We start from the raw sequence: 18,922 nt of genomic DNA, 5'->3' as shown, positions 1-18,922 counted from the left end.
CCGTCCCGTCCCGTTCCGCACGGTCCGGCACACGAGCAACCGAACGGCGGTCCCACCTGTCGGAGCGAGTACGGGGAGCACGGCGAGCATGCACGACGACGCGAGCTTCGACGCCTTCTACAACAGGACGGCGGCGGACGTCGCGCGGCACGTCTACCTGCTGACGGCCGGGCCGCACCGCGCCGCGCACGTGACGCACCGGGCGTACGCGCGGGCGTACGCCGAATGGGAGACCGTCTCCGCACTCCCCTCACCCGAGTCGTGGGTGCGCATGCTCGCGTCGGACATGGCGCTCGACCACCTGCACCGCGCGCAACAGCGGATCGGCAGTTGGATACCCCATCCGGACCGGGTCGCCGCCCAGGTAGCAAGGGTGCGGCGGTCACCCGCCCCCGGCGGCGTGGACCAGGCCGACACCGCGGACGAGGCCGAGGCCGCAGCCGAAGACGTGCCCGAAGTCGCGGCAGAGGACGCGCCCGAGAGCAGGGTCAAGGACTCCGCCAAGGACGCCGCCGAGGGTGCGGCCTTGTCCACACCCGCGACCGCACCCGACGCCCCTTCCTCTTCCTCGTCGGATGCCGACGAACCCGGCACGGATGCCGACGCGGGTCCGGATGTGGACGCGGCGGCCCCGGACGTGGATGCCGACGCGGGCCCGGACTCCGGCACGGGCCCGGACTCCGGCACGGGCCCGGACAAGGGCAGCGCCGACCCAGACACGGGCGGCACGGACCCGGGCACGGACCCGGGCGCGGCGGCCGCGGACGCTCTCGGCGGGGCGTCCGAACCGCCGGAGACCGACTCCGCCCCGGGCAGCCCCGTACCCGACCTCACCGGCGACAAGAGCGACGCCGTGGACCGCGCGTGGTCCGCCGACGTCGCGCTGCTGCGCGCGCTGCGGCGGGTGCCCGCGCACCGTCGCCGGGCGGCCGTCCTACGCCACCACCTGGGCATGGAGCCGGAGGAGATCGCGGTCGAGACCGAGGCCACGACCAACTCCACAATCGAGCGCATCAGCCTTGCCAACGAGCAACTGGCGCGCCGCGTCGGCGAGTTGACGGGCCCTGACCCGGACGGCCCGGAGGCGCACGAGCGCCTGAACGCGGTGATGACGGATCTGACGAAGCGGTACCGGCCCAAACTGCACTCGGCCGCGAGGATCCGCGGCAGTGCCCGTACGCGCGCCCTCGTGCTGGTGGCGGCGGTCGTGGCGGCGGTGCTCGGCCTGGGCGGGTACGCCCTCTCCTCCATCGCCGACCCCGGTGGGCTGCCCGACAAGCGCGCGGAGGTCCAGGCTTCCATCGCCGCGCGCGGCGGCCTGGGCGCGCAGGTCGCGGAGCAGGCTCCCAAACAGGAGTTCAGGTTCGGCCGCACCAATGCCAAGGCGGAGCAAGTACCGCAGGGTCAGTACGAGTTCGTCTACATCAAGGGATCGTCCGAGCGCGACGGGGGCACTTTCCTGTCGATCGAGGCGGCGCACGCGGGTGTCGACCCGGAGGCGATCGTGGGCGTACGCGACGTCCCCTTGGCGACCGAGGCGCGCTTCCGCGGCGAGAAGGCGTTCGGGATCACCGAGGAACGCTTCGTGGACCCGCCGCTGTTCCTGTCCCGCCTCGCCGAAGGCCACCTGGCCAGAACGGTCTTCCAGATCCACTACGACGACAACAACCAGGTCGACCGCGTCGTCGAATACATCCGTTAGCGTCGGCCGCCCGGCAGGTTCGCCGTCACCGCCGCGCGGGGCAAACGTCGCTCGTGGTCACCGACAATCGCGACCTCGCCGCTGCCGGGCGGTGAGTTCGTCGACGTACACCGCGCTCCGCCCCTCGGCCCCCGCCGCCGGAGCGAAGGCGACGCCGATCTCCCGGACGTCGTGGAGGTCCGCCACCCCGGACAGGCCCACGGTCAGGCGCGCGCCGTTCGGACCGACGGTGACCGCGCCGCTGTCGTACCAGGCCATTCCGCAGCCTGTCCGCACGTACTCGCGCGACGCATGACGCTGTCCTCTGCCCCGTCCGAAACCCGCCCGGGCCCGTTGCCGTCACGAACTCGCCAAGCCGACACGCGTTTTCACCAACTGCCCGGGAGGCATACGCGCCATGGCGATACGGCATCGCCGGACCGGACCACCGCGGAGCCGAGCCGGGCCCGTCGTGGGGCTGGACCGCCGCAGCCGTCCCGTCGCCGGAAGCGGGAACGGCTGTGGCCCCCACCGCTGGTGGGGGCCACAGCCGTTCGTGCCTTGCGGCCTACGCCGAGGGCGTGGGTCAGCCCTCCATGATGGCGCGCATCAGGCGGGCCGTCTCGGACGGGGTCTTGCCGACCTTGACGCCGACCGCCTCGAGCGCGTCCTTCTTGGCCTGCGCGGTGCCCGCGGAGCCCGAGACGATGGCGCCGGCGTGGCCCATCGTCTTGCCCTCGGGGGCGGTGAAGCCCGCGACGTAGCCGACGACCGGCTTGGTGATGTGCTCGGCGATGTACGCCGCCGCGCGCTCCTCGGCGTCGCCGCCGATCTCACCGATCATGACGATCGCGTCGGTGTCCGGGTCGTCCTGGAACGCCTGGAGGCAGTCGATGTGCGTGGTGCCGATGATCGGGTCGCCGCCGATGCCGACCGCGGTCGAGAAGCCGATGTCGCGCAGCTCGTACATCATCTGGTACGTCAGCGTGCCGGACTTCGACACCAGGCCGATGCGGCCCGGCTTGGTGATGTCGGCCGGGATGATGCCCGCGTTCGACTGGCCGGGGGTGATCAGGCCGGGGCAGTTCGGACCCACGATGCGGGTCTTGCCGCCCTTCTGGCCGGCCAGCGCCCAGAACTGCGCGGTGTCGTGCACCGGCACGCCCTCGGTGATGACGACCGCGAGGCCGATCTCCGCCTCGATGGCCTCGACCACCGCGTCCTTGGTGAACTTCGGCGGTACGAAGATGACCGTGACGTCCGCGCCGGTCGCCTCGATGGCCTCGGCCACCGTGCCGAAGACCGAGATCTCGGTGCCGTCGACGTCGACCTTCTCGCCGGCCTTGCGCGGGTTCACGCCGCCGACGATGTTCGTCCCGGAGGCCAGCATGCGGCGGGTGTGCTTCATACCCTCCGAGCCGGTCATGCCCTGGACGATGACCTTGCTGTCCTTGGTCAGGAAGATAGCCATGGCTGGTTCGTGCTCCCTTACTTCGCAGCCGCGAGCTCGGCGGCACGGTCGGCCGCGCCGTCCATGGTGTCCACCTGCTGGACCAGCGGGTGGTTGGCGTCGGTCAGGATCTGACGACCCAGCTCCGCGTTGTTGCCGTCGAGGCGCACGACGAGCGGCTTGGTGACCGCCTCGCCCTTGCTCGACAGCAGCTCCAGCGCCTGCACGATGCCGTTCGCGACCGCGTCGCACGCGGTGATGCCGCCGAAGACGTTGACGAAGACCGACTTGACGGCCGGGTCGCCGAGGATGATCTCCAGGCCGTTCGCCATGACCTCGGCCGAGGCGCCGCCGCCGATGTCGAGGAAGTTGGCGGGCTTGACGTTCGCGTGCTTCTCACCGGCGTACGCGACGACGTCCAGGGTGCTCATGACGAGACCCGCGCCGTTGCCGATGATGCCGACCTCGCCGTCCAGCTTGACGTAGTTGAGGCCCTTGGCCTTGGCCGCCGCCTCCAACGGGTCGGCCGAGTCCTTGTCCTCCAGCGCCGCGTGGTCCGCGTGCCGGAAGTCGGCGTTCTCGTCCAGCGTCACCTTGCCGTCGAGCGCGATGATCTTGCCCTCGCCGGACTTGATCAGCGGGTTGACCTCGACCAGCGTGGCGTCCTCGGCGACGAAGACGGTCCACAGGCGCTGCAGCACGTCGACCAGCTGGTCGCGCAGCTCGGCCGGGAACTTGGCGGCCTCGACGATCTCGCGGGCCTTGGCCTCGGTCACGCCCTCGATGGCGTCGACCGGGATCTTGGCGAGCGCGTCCGGGTTCTCCTCGGCCACGACCTCGATCTCCACGCCGCCCTCGACGGACGCCATGGCGAGGAAGGTGCGGTTGGTCCGGTCGAGGAGGAAGGAGACGTAGTACTCCTCCGCGATCTCGCCCAGGCCGGCCAGCATGACCTTGTGGACGGTGTGGCCCTTGATGTCCATGCCCAGGATGTCGGTGGCCTTCTCGACCGCCTCGTCCGGGGAGAACGCCAGCTTGACGCCGCCCGCCTTGCCGCGGCCGCCGACCTTGACCTGGGCCTTGACGACAGCCTTGCCGCCCAGGCGCTCCGTGGCGGCCCGGGCCGCCTCCGGGGTGTCGACGACTTCACCGGGAAGAACCGGCACCTCATGCTTGGCGAAGAGGTCCCTCGCCTGGTACTCGAACAGGTCCACGCGCGTCCGTCCTTGTGATCGCGGTTGTTGTCGGAAGACATCGCGCCACGTTCGTCGACCACGAGGGTCCCGCGGAGGCCAGGAAGGCTCGCCCCCAGAACCCTGGTGGACGGCGTCCGTACGCGCAGCTGATCCGCTTGCAGATTAACCGGGACGGCAACCCGGTCAGAACCGGGGGCTTGATCACACCGCTTCATGTGTCGTACCGCCGACACCGACCGACCCCCGTCCAGGCCGGGTACGTCCCGTTTCACCCGATCCATCGTTGCGCACACCGCACGCTCGCGCACGCTCCGGTCCGAAATGCCGCTTCCGGATGTGGTGCAGCCCACGTCGCGCACACCGGCTCACCGGGTCGGTGAGCGCGGATTCACCCCTCCGGGACCGGCAGCGGCGTCCCCCGGACGGCGGCGGCCATCAGCTCCGGGAACAGATCGGGCGTGCAGGCGAAGGCCGGACTGCCCAGCGCGGCCAGCGCCGCGGCGTTCTCGTGGTCGTACGCCGGGGCCCCCTCGTCGGACAGCGCCAGCAGCGTGACGACCTGCACGCCCGCCCGCCGCATGGCCGCGACCCGGCGCAGCATCTCCTGCCGCACACCGCCCTCGAACAGGTCGCTGACCAGCACCACAATCGTGTCGGAGGGCCGGGTGACCAGGCCCTGGCAGTACGCCAGCGCGCGGTTGATGTCCGTACCGCCGCCCAGTTGCGTGCCGAAGAGCACGTCCACCGGGTCGGCGAGCTGGTCGGTCAGGTCCACGACCGCCGTGTCGAAGACGACCAGCGAGGTGCGCAGCGACCGCATCGAGGCGAGGACCGCACCGAAGACCGAGGCGTAGACGACCGAGGCCGCCATCGAGCCGGACTGGTCGACGCACAGCACGACGTCCTTCCGCACACCGTGCCGCTGCCGCCCGTACCCGACCAGGCGCTCGGGCACCACCGTGCGGTGCTCGGCCTGGTAGTGCTTGAGGTTCGCGCGAATCGTGGCGTTCCAGTCGATGTCGGCGTGCCGCGGCCGGTGCACGCGCGTCGAGCGGTCCAGGGCACCCTGCACGAGGCTGCGCGTGCGCTGCGCGATCCGCCGCTCCAGGTCGTCGACGACGCGGCGGACCACGCCCCGCGCGACCTCCTTGGTCTCGTCCGGCATCAGCCGGTTGAGCGAGAGGAGGGTGCCGACCAGGTGCACGTCGGGCTCGACGGCCTCCAGCATCTCCGGTTCGAGCAGGAGCCGGGTCAGGTCCAGGCGCTCGATCGCGTCCTGCTGGAGGATCTGCACGACGCCGGGCGGGAAGTACTCGCGGATGTCGCCGAGCCAGCGGGCGACCGAGGGGGCCGAGGCGCCGAGCCCCGCGGAGCGCGGCCCCGTACCGCCGCCGCCCCGGCTCTGCCCGGGCGCGGGACGGTAGAGCGCGGCCAGTGCCTCGTCCATGCGGCGGTCCTGGCCGGCGAGGCCGCAGCCGGTGCCGTCCGCGTCACCGCCCAGGATCAGCCGCCAGCGCCGCAGGCGCTCGGGGTCCGCGATGCCGGGACCCGTCCCCGGCCCGGGCGCGGCCCCGGACGGTGCGCTGCCGGACGATGTGCCTCCGGACGATTCGCCTCCGGACGCCGCGCTGTCGTAGGACGTCGTCACGAGTCGCCTCCCGAGGGGACGGGGCCGCCGAGCAGGTACGCGACCAACGGCAGTGCGGAGTCCGCCCGATCGCGGTCGAAGGGGAAGTCGCCGTCGCCCGGGCCGCCCGACGCGCCGCGGGCCGGGTTGCGCAGGCGTTCGCCCAGCGTGCGCCGCTCCGGCGCCGCGAAGCCGGAGAAAGTGCGGCGCAGCAGCGGCAGCACGTCGGTGAAGTCCTCCGCGGGGATCCCGGACACCCACGCGTCGACCAGGCCGAGCAGCGCCTCGTCGTGCACCAGCAGCAGGCCGCCGCCGGACAGGAAGCCCTCGATCCACGCGGCGGCGTCGCGGTACGCCGTGCCGCGCGTCAGCGCCCGCGACATCCGCGGCCCGGCGTCGTCCGCGGTCAGCCGCCCCGCGTCCAGCAGCAGGCGGACCGCGCGGCCGGTCAGCAGGCCCGGGAGGCTGTCGCGGTCGGCGAGCCGGCCGAGCGCGGCGTACCAGTACTCGCGCAGGTCTTCGTCGCCCGGCCGCGGCGCGAGAAGTGTCGTGGCGTCGTGCACGTCGTCGAGGTGGCGGCGCATGTCGCGCGCACCGTCGTCGTCCAGGCCCGCGCAGGCCGGGACGAGGCCGACGCAGATGCGCAGCAGCATTCCGTCGACCACCGAGGCCAGCGCGGCCGTGTCGGTGCCGCGCACGTCCCCGTAGCGCAGCGCGCGCACCAGGGCGGGCAGCGCCTCCGCGAGTGCCGCGACGTCGGCGTCCAGCGCGACACGATCCTCCAGCACGCGCATCACGGTCGGCAGCGCGTCCGGCAGGTCGGCCCGGAGGCAGCGCTCGGCGACGGCGGTCACCTCGCCCAACGACGAGGCGTGGACGGCCAGATCGGCCGCCCGCGCGGTCGCCGCCGCCAGGACGGTGGTGCCCCATATCCCCGCCTCCGCGACCCGGATCGCGAGTTCGGGCTGCCACGCGAGTGTCCACTCCTCGCGGAACGTCCCGGTGCCGCGCTGCCCGGCGGCCGGGACGCCCCACGCCACGTCCAGCAGGTCGAGCCTGGTGAGCAGGCGGCTTCGCGCGAGGTCGGTGGGCTTGCGCAGGTCGAGCCGCAATTCACGCACCGCGGCCTCGGGGCCCAGCCGCAACTTCTTCTGCTGCCGGTTGAGGTCGCGTTGCAGCGGTACGGCGGGCACGCTGTCCGGCACGGTCCCGATGCGGTCGCCGACGACGATGTCGTCGTGCACGAGGGCGAGAGGCGCGTCGTCGCCGTCGCACATGACCGCGCGTACCGCCTCCAGGGTTTCGTCGAGCCCGGCGAGCGGGCGGCCGCGCAGCGTCGCCAACGCCTCGGCGTGCCGGACCGCCTCGATGACGTGCGCCGCCGAGACGGGCCGTCCGGCGTCGCGGAACAACCCCGCGATGCGCACGAACCAGTGGGGAAGCATGCGTTCGGGTGCGTGGTCGGCGAACAAGTGGTGGTACCAGCCCGGCGAGGCGACGCCCGCGCCGTAGCCCGAGGCGTGGGCGAGGCGGCGGTATGTCCACGGCACCCACGTGGCCTCGACCTTGACCTTGGGCAGCACGCCGCCGCGCGAGAACGCCGCGAACGGGGCCAGCACCGCACGGTCTTCGGCCGCGGGCCGGGTGGCCGCCAGCGCGGGTACGTGCCACGCCCCGCAGACCACCGCCACTTCGCGGAACCCCTGCTTGTAGGCGGCCGCGACGGCCAGCCGCATGTGTGCTTCGCGCGCCGCCTCCAGGTCGGGGAACGGCGAGGCGGGCGGCGGCGGTTCGGCCGCGGGGGTGCCCGCGGCTGCGCTGTCGGCGCTCTTGCCGTCCGCGTCTGTGCCGTCCTTGCCCGGGCTGCGCTTGCCTGTGCCGTCGTTGCCTGTGTCGCCCGCTGCCGTGCCGACCGCGCGCAAAGCGGCCATCGCCTCGGCGAGGAGCACGAACGGCGCCATCGGGTCGCTGTGGTCGGCCCGGTGCTCGACCGCGTCCTCCCACCAGCGCTCGGGGTCGTCGTGCCCGGCGACCCGGGCGAGCATCGCGATGGGGTCGGTGCGGGTGGCGGCCGGGTCGGTCACCGGGTCCGGTGCGCTGTCGCCTGCACCGCCGGGCCGGGTGTCGGTTCCGGCATCGGTTCGGGCGTCGGCATCGGTGTCGATCTCGGTATCCGTGCCGGGGTCGGTGTCGGTGTCTTCCGCGGTCGGCGGCCCGTGCAGGGACGGGACCGGCAGCGCGTTGCGGGCGCGGTCCAGGGCGAAGGAGCAGCCGGCCGGCAGGTCGATGAACCGGACCGGGATGCCGTTGTCGAGCGCGTGCCGGACGGCGACCCATTCGGGGCTGAACTCGGCGTACGGCCAGAACCCCGCCTGGGCCGGGTCGTCGACCGCGTGCGCGAGCAGCGCGACCGGCGGCTTCATGTCGGAGTCCGCCGCGTACGACAGCAACAGGTCGGCCTCGGGCGGCCCCTCGACCAACACGATGTCCGGGGCGAGGGCTTCGAGGGCGGCGGCCACGGCCCGTGCGGAGCCGGGGCCGTGGTGGCGTACCCCGAGAAGATGCGGAGTCCTCGCCGCCTTCCCGGACTTCGCGGGCGTACCGGACTTCCCCGCCCGCGGGCCGGGGACCGTCATCAAGATGCCCCCGCCTCGCGGGCCGCGCGGTAGAAGTCCTGCCATCCGTCACGCGACCGGACGACCGTCTCCAGGTACTCCTGCCAGACCACGGCGTCCGAGCCCGGGTCCTTGACCACCGCGCCGAGGATGCCCGCCGCGGTGTCCGCCGGACGCAGCACGCCGTCGCCGAAGTGCGCGGCGAGCGCCAGGCCGCCGGTGACCACCGAGATCGCCTCGGCCGTCGACAGGGTCCCGGACGGGGACTTGAGCTTGGTGCGGCCGTCCTCGGTCATGCCGGAGCGCAGCTCGCGGAACACCGTGACGACGCGCCGCAGTTCGGCCTCCGCCGCCTCGATCTTCGGCAACTGGAGCGAGACGCCGAGTTGTTCGACACGGCGGGCGACGATGTCGACCTCGTCGTCCGCACTCGCGGGCAGCGGCAGCACCACCGTGTTGAACCTGCGCCGGAGCGCGCTGGACAGGTCGTTGACGCCGCGGTCGCGGTCGTTGGCGGTGGCGATGAGGTTGAACCCGCGTACCGCCTGCACCTCGTCGTTCAGCTCCGGCACCGGCAGCGTCTTCTCGGACAGGATCGTGATGAGGCTGTCCTGCACGTCTGCGGGGATCCGGGTCAGCTCCTCGACGCGTGCGATGCGGCCCTCGGCCATGGCACGCATGACCGGACCCGCGACCAGTGCGTCCCGGGACGGGCCGTGGGCCAGGAGTTGCGCGTAGTTCCAGCCGTAGCGGATCGCCTCCTCGGGGGTGCCCGCGGTGCCCTGCACCAGCAGCGTCGAGTCGCCGCAGATGGCCGCGGCCAGGTGCTCGGACACCCACGTCTTCGCGGTGCCGGGCACGCCGAGCAGCAGCAGCGCGCGGTCGGTGACGAGAGTGGTGACGGCAACCTCGACTATGCGTCGCGGCCCCACGTACTTGGGGCTGATCACGGTGCCGTCGGGCAGCACACCGCCGAGCAGGTACGTCGACACCGCCCACGGCGACAGCCGCCACCGCGGCGGACGGGGCCGGTCGTCGGCTCCGGCCAGCGCCGTGAGCTCGGCGGCGAAGTCCTGCTCGGCGTGCGGCCGCAGCGCGGTGCCGGTGTCCGCCCGGTCGCCGGCCGGGCCGGCCGCGCCGGTCGCGGGAGTCGTGGGTGCGGAAGAGGTCACGGACAGCCCCCGGAGTCGATGTGTGCGGTCTCTGGATCCGGCCGAGGGCCCCGGCCGCCGTGATCGCGGCTGCCCCGACATGTCCAAGACTGCCCGGCCGGTCTGACACGTTCCGGACCGCCCCCGCCTTCCCGCGGAGCACGCGCGAAAGCGCCCGAGGCGCCCGGCGAACCGGGAACCTCGGGCGCGGTGCGCTGACGGGGCTTCAGCGCGGTCTCGGGCACACCGGGACGCCTGCCGAGACGGCGGCCCCCCGCCACCGTCCCGGCAAAGCGTCCCGGTCACACAGCGTCCCCGCCCGCCGGCGTCAGCGGGTGATGGTGCTCTTGCCGAACGTCAGTCCCACGAACGTGACCACCATCCACAGCGGCATCGTGATCGCGGCAAGCCCCGGCACCGACATCACCACGAAGCCGATGACGGGCAGCGCCACCAGCACGGCACCTACCCACCCGATCCAGCGGTCGACGGTCCGCTCGCGAAGCGCCATCCAGCACACCGCGCCCGCCGCCACCAGGACCCCGAACCACGGGATGTAGGCGCCGAAGTCGTTGAGCATGAAGTAGACGTAGCGCCCCTGCACGTCGAACGCGTCGCTCTCCGGGCCGCCTTCGCCGTAGATGCCCATCGCGCCCTTCCACCCGTAGCCGAGCGTCAGCCCCCCGGCCGCGGACACCAGTGCCAGGCTCACCACACCGGCCGCCGTACTGCCCGGCACGCGCGGCTCTACGCGGCGGCGCCACGCGGCCGCGGTGACGAGCAGCAGCGCCACCGCGGCGAAGCCGCCGAGGAACCCGGCGCGCGACACCATGACCTCGACGTCGTTCACCCGGTCGATCGTCATCGTGTCGGTCGGACCGTCCGGCATGCCCATGCGGACGTCCAGCATCAGCGTCGAGATCCCGCCCAGCGCGCCGGCCGCCGCCCCCACGAGCGGCCAGTAGGTCCGGCGCACCGGGGTCTCCCCCACCCCGGTGCGCCCGTCGACCGGGCCCGGTTCCGTGTACGTCATGTGGATCTTTCTCCCCCCCACACATGTTCGCCGCCTGCTTGACAGCCCCCCGGCGGCACGTACCGGACCCGATGCCCGGCGACATGGTCCACTTTCCGCGCCGCCGCGTCCCGGGCACCAGGGACACCGGCACCCCTCGTCCGGGATATCGGCCGGACCCCGGTGCCGAGTCCACCGGGGCTGAGGCAGCATGACCGCGTGACCACGCATCTGCCCGACGCCGGCGGCCTGGGGGACGCCGACGAGCCGACGACCCCGGGTGGAGCCGGCACGCCCGTGAGCGGAGCCGCCGCCTCCGCGGACGCGCCCGGGTCCGGTGCCGAGTCCGGGTCCGGTGCCGAGTCCGGTGCTGAGTCCGGTGCCGCGCGCCCGTCGCGGCGCGGGCAACTGCGCGCCCTCGCGCTGCGGATCCCCGAGTCGCGCCTGATCGCGCTGGCCACCGCGCTCGCGGTGGTCGCCGTCGTGTCCAGCGTCGCGTACGTACCGCTGTACCACTGGACCGCGGCCCGTGCGGACCTGCGCGCGCTGTCCGCCGGCGACGTGGTGCTCGGCTCGGCGTGGCCGGTGATCGGGGCGTTCGTGGTGCGCGGGCGGCCGCGCAACCCGGTCGGGTGGCTGCTGCTGATCCCGGCCTCGCTGTCGCCGTACCTCAACCTGTCGCTGTACGCCGTCATCTCCGAGGAGATCGCCGACGACCCGCTGCCGTTCGCGGACTTCGCCGCGTGGATCGGGACGTGGGGATTCGCCCAGTACTTCGTGGTCGTGCCGCTGCTGCTCCTGGTCTTCCCGGACGGGCACCTGCCCGGGCGGCGCTGGCGGGTCCCGGCGTACGCGATCGTCGCGGTGGCCACGCTCGCCGCGCTGGCCGCGATGTTCCGCGACGGACCGATCGACGTGACGGACCAGGTCCACAACCCCTATGCGATACCCGGCACCCGGTGGCTGGGCTACGTCACGCTCGCGGGCGCCGGAACGGCGTTGTTCCCGGGGACCGCGCTCGGCGTCGCCGCCCTGGTCGTACGTACCCGGCGCGCGGTCGGCGTGCAGCGCACGCAATTGCAGTGGCTGGTGCTCGGCGGCATGGTCCTGGTCATCACGTGGACGCTGTCGCTCGTCATCGCGGGCCGGCTGACCATCGACGTCCTGTTCGGTCTCGGCCTGCTCGGGCCGCCGGTCGGGATCGCCGTCGCGATGCTGCGGCACCGGATGTTCGACGTGGTCGTGGTCCTCAACCGCACGATCGTGTACGTGGTGCTGACCCTCGTCATGGTCGGCGTGTACGCGGGCCTGGTGGTCGGCGTCGGACGCGCCGCGCCGACCTCGACGCTCGGGTTCGTCGCGGTCGCGGTGATCGCGCTGCTCGCCGCGGTCGGCCGGGGCGCGGTGCAGAAGGCCGTGGACCGCTGGCTGTTCGGGCACCGGCACGACCCGTACGCGGTGGTCGCCCGGGTGGGCCGCCATGTCGCGCCCGCGTCGGAGCCGACCGAGGCGTTGCAGCGGCTGGTCGACGCGCTCCGGCGGGCGCTGCGGCTGCCGTACGTCGCGTTCCAAGGCGACGGCAAGACACCCGTGGTCGCGGTGAGCGGCACTCCGGTGAAGGGCTGGCGGGCGGTGCCCGCGCACGCTCTCGGGCAGCACATGGGCGAGTTGCACGTCGGGATACGCCCCGGCGACGAGCGCTGGACGCCGGAGGAGCAGGCGGCCGTGGAGGAGGTCGCGACGCGCGCGGCGACACTCGCCTACGCGGCGGGGCTGGTCGCCGACGTCGCGCGCAGCCGTGCCCGGATCGTCGTCGCGCGCGAGGAGGAGCGGCGGCGCCTGCGCGCCGACCTGCACGACGGCGTCGGCCCCGCGCTGGCGGGCACCGCGCACCAGCTCGACGCGCTGGCCCGCCGCATCGAGTCCTCCGACCGGCCCGAACTCGCGGACCGGGCCCGGTCGATCCGCGACCGGCTGCGCCAGACCGTGACCGACCTGCGGTCCGTGGTGCACGGGCTGCGCCCGCCGATACTCGACCAACTTGGCCTCACCGGCGCGCTGCGCGACCTGGTGGCGGGCTACGAGACGCCGCACTGCTCGGTGGAGCTGAGGCCGGGCCTGGACACGATGCCCGCGGCGGTCGAGGTTGCCGCGTACGCGATCGCCGCCGAGGCGATCACCAACGCCGTGCGGCACAGCGGCGCCGGCGAGTTGTGGCTCGACGCGGCCGTGCGCGCCGGAACACTCGTCATCGAAGTCAGCGACAACGGCTGCGGAATGCCGGTGTACCCGCACGCGGGGGTGGGCCTGCGCAGCATGGGGGAACGCGCGGGCGAGGTCGGCGGACGCGTGGACATCCTGCCGCGCGCGGGCGGCGGCACGATCGTGCGGGCCACGCTGCCAGGCGGCCCCCAGTGACCCGCGGCGCCGCGTATGAGGCGCGTGCGCACCTTCCGCGTTCGACGACATCGACGTCGTCCTGCGCAGCCGACCCGGCGCCGCCCTCGGCGCCATACGAATCCAACCCGACACCAAAGAACAGGCAGGGAATTGAGCGAGGACACGACGCCGGTACGGGTCTTGGTGGTGGACGACCACCCGGTCTTCCGGGCGGGCATGGTGGCAGTACTGGAAGACCTCGACGACCTCGACGTGGTCGGTCAGGCCGGGGACGGAGCGGCGGCCCTCGACGAAGTGGCTCGCCTGGCACCGGACGTCGTACTGATGGACCTGCGCATGCCCGGCATGGGCGGTCTGGAGGCGACGGCGCGCATCGGCACCACGCATCCGGCAACCGCCGTCATCGTGCTGACGATGGACGAGGACGACGACTCGGTGTTCGCGGCACTGCGCGCGGGCGCACGCGGCTACCTGCTGAAGGAGTCGGACGGAGACGACATCCGCCGGGCGATCCTCGGGGTCGCCCGGGGCGAGGCCGTCTTCGGACCGCGCATCGCCCAGCGCGTCCTGGCGTTCTTCTCCGCCTCGCCCGCGCACACCCGCGGCGCGGTGCCCTTCCCGCAGCTCACCGACCGGGAGCGGGAGATCCTCGACCTGCTCGCGCACGGCCTCGACAACGGCGCCATCGCGCGCAGGCTGGTGTTGTCGGAGAAGACCGTCCGCAACCGGGTGAGCGACGTCCTCGCCAAACTCCGCGCCCGCAGTCGCGCGGAAGCGGTGGCCATCGCCCGCGACGCCGGCCTGGGCCCGACGCCGCCCGCCAACCAGACCTGAAGTACGTCGGGGAGCGACGGCCCGGACTATGTCTTCAAGTCGCATCGGGCCCACAGGACAGCGAGGACACCCACCAACCACCGCGCCTTCCGCCGACCCGATCGCCGTGTCAGTCGTGCCAGTCGTGCCAGTCGTGCCAAGAAGAATCGTCGAGCTACCAGGCGAAGCACTCGTCGGCCGAGTCGTCAGAGCACTCGTCGACGCACTCGTCGACCCACCCACCGGACTACTCGTCGAACTCCATTCGCATCACGGCGCGTTCGCGCAGCGTCGCGGCCAGATCGGCGAAGGCCCGCCCCCAATAGCCGTCTTCACCCGCGGCACCCGCCAGTCCCTCGATCTCGGTGGCGAGTGCGGGGTCCAGCGATCGCGCGGCGAGCCCGGTGACGCCGCTGAAGCTCCACGGGTACGCCGACTCTCGGGCCGCCCGCGCCAGCGCCTCCACCACGGCCCGTCCGAGCACCTTCGGCCACACCGCCGGGCAGCCCGCCAGGAGTTGGAACGCCTCCGAAAGGCCGTGCTCCGCGACGTGCTCCGCGACATGCCCGGCGCGTTCGTCCGCAGGCAGTACGGAGAGCAGGCGCGTCGGCGCGCCGCGGCCCACCTGGGCGCGCGCCCAGTCGGCGTCTCCCTGGGCGACCGCCGCCCGCGCCCAGCCGTCGCGGATGTCCTCCGCCCAGCGGCGCGGCAACCGCCGCCGCAGGATCCGGTCCGGAGCCTCCCCGAAGACGTCGGCCCAGACCGACAGCGGGGTGGCGGCGACGATCTCGCCGAGCCACCAAGCCCGTTCCTCCCGTCCGGTGGGCGACGTACCGGCTATCCCGTCGCGGCGCATCGCCTCGTCGCAGACCTCCGGCGGCAGGACGACCACCGCGGCGGCGCCGTCCCTGCGCACGCAGGCCCGGGCGCGCTCGGCCATGCGCCGGGCCAGCGCCGATTCGGGCAGCGTGCTCAGCAGCGCGGCCGCCCCGGCACGTACGGCCTTGCCCCGGTCGTCGAGCGCGGCTTCGAGAAAGGGCTCGTCGTCGGGCGAGAGCCCGGTACGCAGGACCGCGAGGAACTGGGCGCGGTCCTCCGCGGGTTCCTCGCGCCAGGTCCGCCCCAACAGGTCGCGGGCAGCGGCCGGGTCGCGCTGCCGCAATGCGGTCAGGTGAGCCAGGCGTTCGCCGAACAGGCCGTGCTGCCAAATCCCTTCGTCCGCGGCTGACGACGACGCCGGGTCCTCCGCGAGGTCGGCGGCGGCGACGCGGGCGGCCCAGGCCCAGTCCGGGTTGAGGCGAGCGAGCCAGCGTCCGCGTGCACCTGCCAACGCGGCGACGTCCGTCCGGAGTTCGCTGTGCGAGCGGGCGGTGTCGAGGAGTTCTGGCAGCTCCGACTCGGGCGCCCGGAAGCCGCGCGCCCGCGCCTCGGCGAGCCATTCCGGCAGGAGTTCGGCGATCGCGGTGCGTCGGTCGCCGGTGCTGCTGCCGAGCAGGAGGCGCAGCCGTCCGCGCGCCCGCTCGGGTACGGCGGGACGCGGGTCCGGAGCGCAGGCCGGCAGCGGTGTTGCTCCCGTCCCCGGACGCCGTCCGGACCGCCGGTGGACGAGCGCCAACGCGGCGAGGTCCAGGAGGCGTTCGGCCGAGTCCTCGCGTCCGATGCCGTCCACCGCCGCGCCCAGCGCGCTGCCCGGGTCGACACCGGGGACCGGCCGCTTGCCCGTGCCCACAAGAGCGGTCGAGACCAGGTCCTCCCACAGCGTCTCGGTGCCTGCCGTCATCACGATCCCCTGTTCTCGCGCACCGAAGTCCATGCGCGCTCAGCCGAGTTCGCGCACCGCCGCGGTCGTCGCCGCCCACACTCGGCGCCGGTCACACCCTCGTCGTCCATCGCCCATGTCCACGTTCGCCCTCGTGCCCCGCCGGCCGGCCTGCCGACTGCTCAGAGCGGCACGGCCCGGCCTTCGTGCCAGCCGGTCACCGGGGCGAATCCGCGTGCGCCGTACTCTCCGAAGACCGTCATACCGGCCCCGCCCGACATCGCCGCGAGCCGCCACAAGGACTCCTCGCGTGCCCGGGAGCGGTCGACCGGGAGCCAGAATCCGTCGCCGCCCGCGATGCGCCAGCCGAGCGAGTCCGGGACCGCCGCCACATCCGCCAGGACGACGGGCCAGGTCTCCAGCCACGGTTCGCTGTGCAGCGCCTCGGCGTACGCCAATGCCGCCGTCTCCGCATCGCAACCCGCCGGCTCGCCGGCCGGCTCGGGCGGCCCGTGCCGCTCCGCGACATGCGCGCGCAGCGGCGCGGCGGCGTCGTGGAACACGAGATCGGCCTCGAAGCGTTCGCCCACCGGCAGCGCGAGTGCGGGGGCCTGGCCGCCCGCGCCGTAGGCGAGGACCAGGGCGGTGCGCCCCGACTGCTCGCCCCGCAGCCAGATCTGGCGGACGGTCAGCTTCTCCTCGTCGTTGTCGCGGCTGCCGAGGACCGTCCAGTGGTCGCGGACCGACGTACCCTGCTCGGCCGAGCGGCGCACCAACTCCTGGGCGTCGACCTGCCATCCGATGAGCGACTTGAGCGAAGCCGCCAACGGCGGCTCCAACGTGTCCAGCCGGTCGTGGGCCCGCAGCACGAGCCACATCACCGCGTAGTCCTCCAGCAGACGGCCCGGCCAGCCCTCGCCGGAGCCGGGTCTTGTGCCGGCCCGGCGCAACCTCCCGGCGAGGCCCTGCGCCTGGGCGTCGACCATCGACGCGGCCATGGCCTCCCAGGGGGCGTAGCCGGCCCGGTCGGCACCGGCCAGCCCCTGACGCACCTGGTCGGAGAGCCACTGGCCCAACTTGTCGACGCCGCCCGCGACCCGGGCGGCGCGCTCTTCGGCACGCCGCCGTACGGCCTCGGGGTCGATCGGACCCGCGGCCTGTCGCTCGACACGCTGCTTCTCCCGGCCCTGGCGGTTTGTCAGCCAGCTCTCGACCCAGTCGGGCGCCGCTGCGGCATCCTCCGCGATGCCGCCGGCGGACCACAGCAACAACAGCCCGAGTGCGTGCTTGCACGGCAGTTTGCGGCTCGGGCACGTGCACGACCACGCCGGACCGTCGAGGTCCACCGCCGTGCGGTACGCCGTCGCGCCGCTGCCCTTGCACAGTCCCCACACACCGCGCTTCGCGGTCACCTCGCCTGTCGCCCCCCGGCCATCCTCCCGGCCCTCTTCTCGGTCGTCTTCTCGGTTCTCGCGCTGATCGTCGTGCCCTTGGCCCGGCTCCGGTACGGGTATCTCCCCCGCCCCCAGTCCCGACCACGGCCCCGGGGCCGCCAGCTTCGATCCGGCCTTCTGCGACGCGGCGTCGGGTGCCAGTGCCAACACCCGGTCCGCGGTCCAGCGTTCCAGCATGACGGTCACGGTACGGCGTCGGGCCGACACCCGCACGGCCGGATCCGGAATCCCCCGCCGAACACGCGGGCGGCGCAGGTTCGACGCACCGTCAGGCCGCGGGCCACGCCGGCGCGACGGCGAGAACGGCTCCGGGACAGCTCCGGGACACCTCCGGGACATCGGCGCGACGCCGTTGTCACCGGGGCGAAATACCCTGAGAAAAACGGATGTTCGTCAGGTCCGTCATGTTAACGGGGTGTTTCGTGGCAAGTCGGTCCGGGCATACCGGTCAGTAGGAACCCGCGCAGTGACCGGTCTGCGGCGTCGCCACCACAGGGTCTCCCTACTTGTCGTTCGCGATCCGCCGTCCCTTCCTTTCGAACCCACCCGCATCGACTCGTCCGCGACTTGTTCTTCCGGCTGAACCCCTGGCCGGCCGGCCGCGTACATGTCCCCGACGACGCCTTGGGTTCGCCGTACGCCTCACCCCACGCCCCACGCCTGAATCCCGCACGGAGGTGGGTCATGGCCGCGTTCCCGGAAACGGGACACGACGAAGCACCGCACAGCGGGTCCGCCGAGCCCGGCAGCCCGGCGGACCCGGTACGCAGGACCGCCCTTCCGCCGGTCGGCCTGCTGCGCGGCACGGTGCGCGAACTCGCCTGGATCGCCGGGCATCTCGCGCTCTACCCCACGGGCCTGGTCTCGCTGGGCGTCGCGGCCGTACTCGCCCCTCCCGACGGCCGGGACTCCGGTCCGCCCCCGGCGGTGCTCCCGTCTCCCCGCGACGAGCAGGCCGGTCCGCTTCCGGTCGTCCTCGTGCACGGGCTCGCCGACAACCGCTCGATCTTCGCGGTCCTGCGCCGCGCGCTCCGCCGCGAGGGGATTTCCCGCCTCGACCCGTTCGACCACAACCCGCTCGGCGGGGACATACGCACGAAGGCCGAGCTTCTGGACCGGCACATCGCACGGGTCGTCGCCCGTACCGGCGCGCCCGGAGTGCACGTGGTCGGCCACAGCCTGGGCGGACTGATCGCCCGCTACCACGCGCAGTTCCTCGACAAAGGCGTGCGCGTGCGTACGGTCGTCACGCTCGGCACCCCGCACGAAGGCACAGCCGCCGCCCAACTGCTGCGCGCGCACTCGCTCGTCCGCGAGATGTGCCCGGACAGCCCCGTCGTCGCGGAACTCGCCGGACCCGCGCCCGGCTGCACGACGCGCTTCGTCGCCTACTGGGGTGACCTCGACCCCTTTGTCGTGCCGTGTGTCTCGGGGGCGCTGCGGCATCCCGACCTCGACGCGACCAGCGTGCGGGTCGGCGGCGCCGGTCACCTGACACTCCCGGCGTGCCGCCCCGTGGTGTCCCAGGTCTGCGCCCTGCTGACGGCGCCGCTCACGGCGCCAGTCGCAGCGCCGCTCGGCATGCCGGCCGCCGCGCGGAGCGCCGTTCCGTCGGCTACCGCCCCGCCCGCCGCCGACGCGGCCCCGGGCACTCCGCTCGCCGCGTAACCCGCCGCTCGGTAGGCGATAGAGACGTTGCCGGGCCCGATTTGGTTGCCCTGCTTGCCCGCCTTCATCCATACGAGTGAGCCGCGAATCGCCGCA

At 73.4% G+C, this 18,922-nt stretch carries 12 protein-coding genes and 1 pseudogene; 4 read left to right on the top strand and 9 right to left on the bottom strand.

Annotation, left to right across the window (positions count from 1 at the left end):
• The first annotated feature begins 88 nt into the window (after positions 1-88).
• Positions 89-1,702: an RNA polymerase sigma factor gene (locus AB0C36_RS22465; RefSeq protein ID WP_358356645.1), complete on the top strand. Its 1,614-nt coding sequence runs from the start codon at positions 89-91 to the stop codon at positions 1,700-1,702.
• 57 nt (positions 1,703-1,759) lie between these two features.
• Here AB0C36_RS22465 and AB0C36_RS22460 read toward each other — a convergent pair.
• The 7 genes and pseudogenes from AB0C36_RS22460 to AB0C36_RS22430 form a co-directional block, all read right to left on the bottom strand.
• Positions 1,760-1,996: pseudogene (locus AB0C36_RS22460) on the bottom strand (hypothetical protein); the annotation flags it as partial.
• A 271-nt stretch (positions 1,997-2,267) separates the two neighbouring features.
• Positions 2,268-3,152, bottom strand: coding sequence for a succinate--CoA ligase subunit alpha (gene sucD / locus AB0C36_RS22455; protein ID WP_358356643.1), 885 nt, complete (start codon positions 3,150-3,152; stop codon positions 2,268-2,270).
• A gap of 17 nt (positions 3,153-3,169) precedes the next feature.
• The gene (gene sucC / locus AB0C36_RS22450; protein ID WP_358356642.1) at positions 3,170-4,345 is read right to left on the bottom strand and encodes an ADP-forming succinate--CoA ligase subunit beta; all 1,176 of its coding nucleotides are present in this window, start codon (positions 4,343-4,345) and stop codon (positions 3,170-3,172) included.
• A gap of 370 nt (positions 4,346-4,715) precedes the next feature.
• Positions 4,716-5,867 carry a VWA domain-containing protein gene (locus tag AB0C36_RS22445; protein ID WP_358356670.1) on the bottom strand — a complete coding sequence of 384 codons (1,152 nt, stop codon included), beginning with the start codon at positions 5,865-5,867 and terminating at the stop codon, positions 4,716-4,718.
• A gap of 104 nt (positions 5,868-5,971) precedes the next feature.
• Complete coding sequence (locus AB0C36_RS22440; RefSeq protein ID WP_358356640.1) at positions 5,972-8,590, bottom strand: DUF5682 family protein; 2,619 nt, start codon at positions 8,588-8,590, stop codon at positions 5,972-5,974.
• On the bottom strand, positions 8,590-9,741 hold the full coding sequence (locus AB0C36_RS22435; RefSeq protein WP_435839098.1) for an ATP-binding protein: 1,152 nt from the start codon (positions 9,739-9,741) through the stop codon (positions 8,590-8,592). The genes AB0C36_RS22440 and AB0C36_RS22435 overlap by 1 nt, the downstream gene beginning before the upstream one ends.
• Before the next feature lie 307 nt (positions 9,742-10,048).
• Positions 10,049-10,753, bottom strand: coding sequence for a hypothetical protein (locus AB0C36_RS22430; protein WP_358356639.1), 705 nt, complete (start codon positions 10,751-10,753; stop codon positions 10,049-10,051).
• Positions 10,754-10,951: 198 nt separating this feature from the next.
• On the opposite strand from AB0C36_RS22430, the gene AB0C36_RS22425 reads away from it, so the two are divergent.
• The gene (locus AB0C36_RS22425) at positions 10,952-13,150 is read left to right on the top strand and encodes a sensor histidine kinase (RefSeq protein WP_358356637.1); all 2,199 of its coding nucleotides are present in this window, start codon (positions 10,952-10,954) and stop codon (positions 13,148-13,150) included.
• Between the two features lie 132 nt (positions 13,151-13,282).
• The gene (locus tag AB0C36_RS22420; protein ID WP_358356635.1) at positions 13,283-13,966 is read left to right on the top strand and encodes a response regulator; all 684 of its coding nucleotides are present in this window, start codon (positions 13,283-13,285) and stop codon (positions 13,964-13,966) included.
• A gap of 226 nt (positions 13,967-14,192) precedes the next feature.
• On the opposite strand, the gene AB0C36_RS22415 is transcribed toward AB0C36_RS22420, so the two are convergent.
• Positions 14,193-15,725 carry a DUF5691 domain-containing protein gene (locus AB0C36_RS22415; RefSeq protein WP_358356634.1) on the bottom strand — a complete coding sequence of 511 codons (1,533 nt, stop codon included), beginning with the start codon at positions 15,723-15,725 and terminating at the stop codon, positions 14,193-14,195.
• 161 nt (positions 15,726-15,886) lie between these two features.
• Positions 15,887-17,335, bottom strand: a complete 1,449-nt coding sequence (locus AB0C36_RS22410) for an SWIM zinc finger family protein (protein ID WP_358356632.1) — start codon at positions 17,333-17,335, stop codon at positions 15,887-15,889.
• Between the two features lie 507 nt (positions 17,336-17,842).
• Here AB0C36_RS22410 and AB0C36_RS22405 point away from each other — a divergent pair.
• Positions 17,843-18,826 carry an esterase/lipase family protein gene (locus tag AB0C36_RS22405; protein ID WP_358356630.1) on the top strand — a complete coding sequence of 328 codons (984 nt, stop codon included), beginning with the start codon at positions 17,843-17,845 and terminating at the stop codon, positions 18,824-18,826.
• Positions 18,827-18,922: the final 96 nt, after the last annotated feature.

The sequence above is a fragment of the Streptodolium elevatio genome (assembly GCF_040649515.1).
Lineage (GTDB): Bacteria > Actinomycetota > Actinomycetes > Streptomycetales > Streptomycetaceae > Yinghuangia > Yinghuangia elevatio.
Note: the sequence above shows the minus strand (reverse complement) of the source record. Positions and strands in the feature narration are given on the sequence as shown.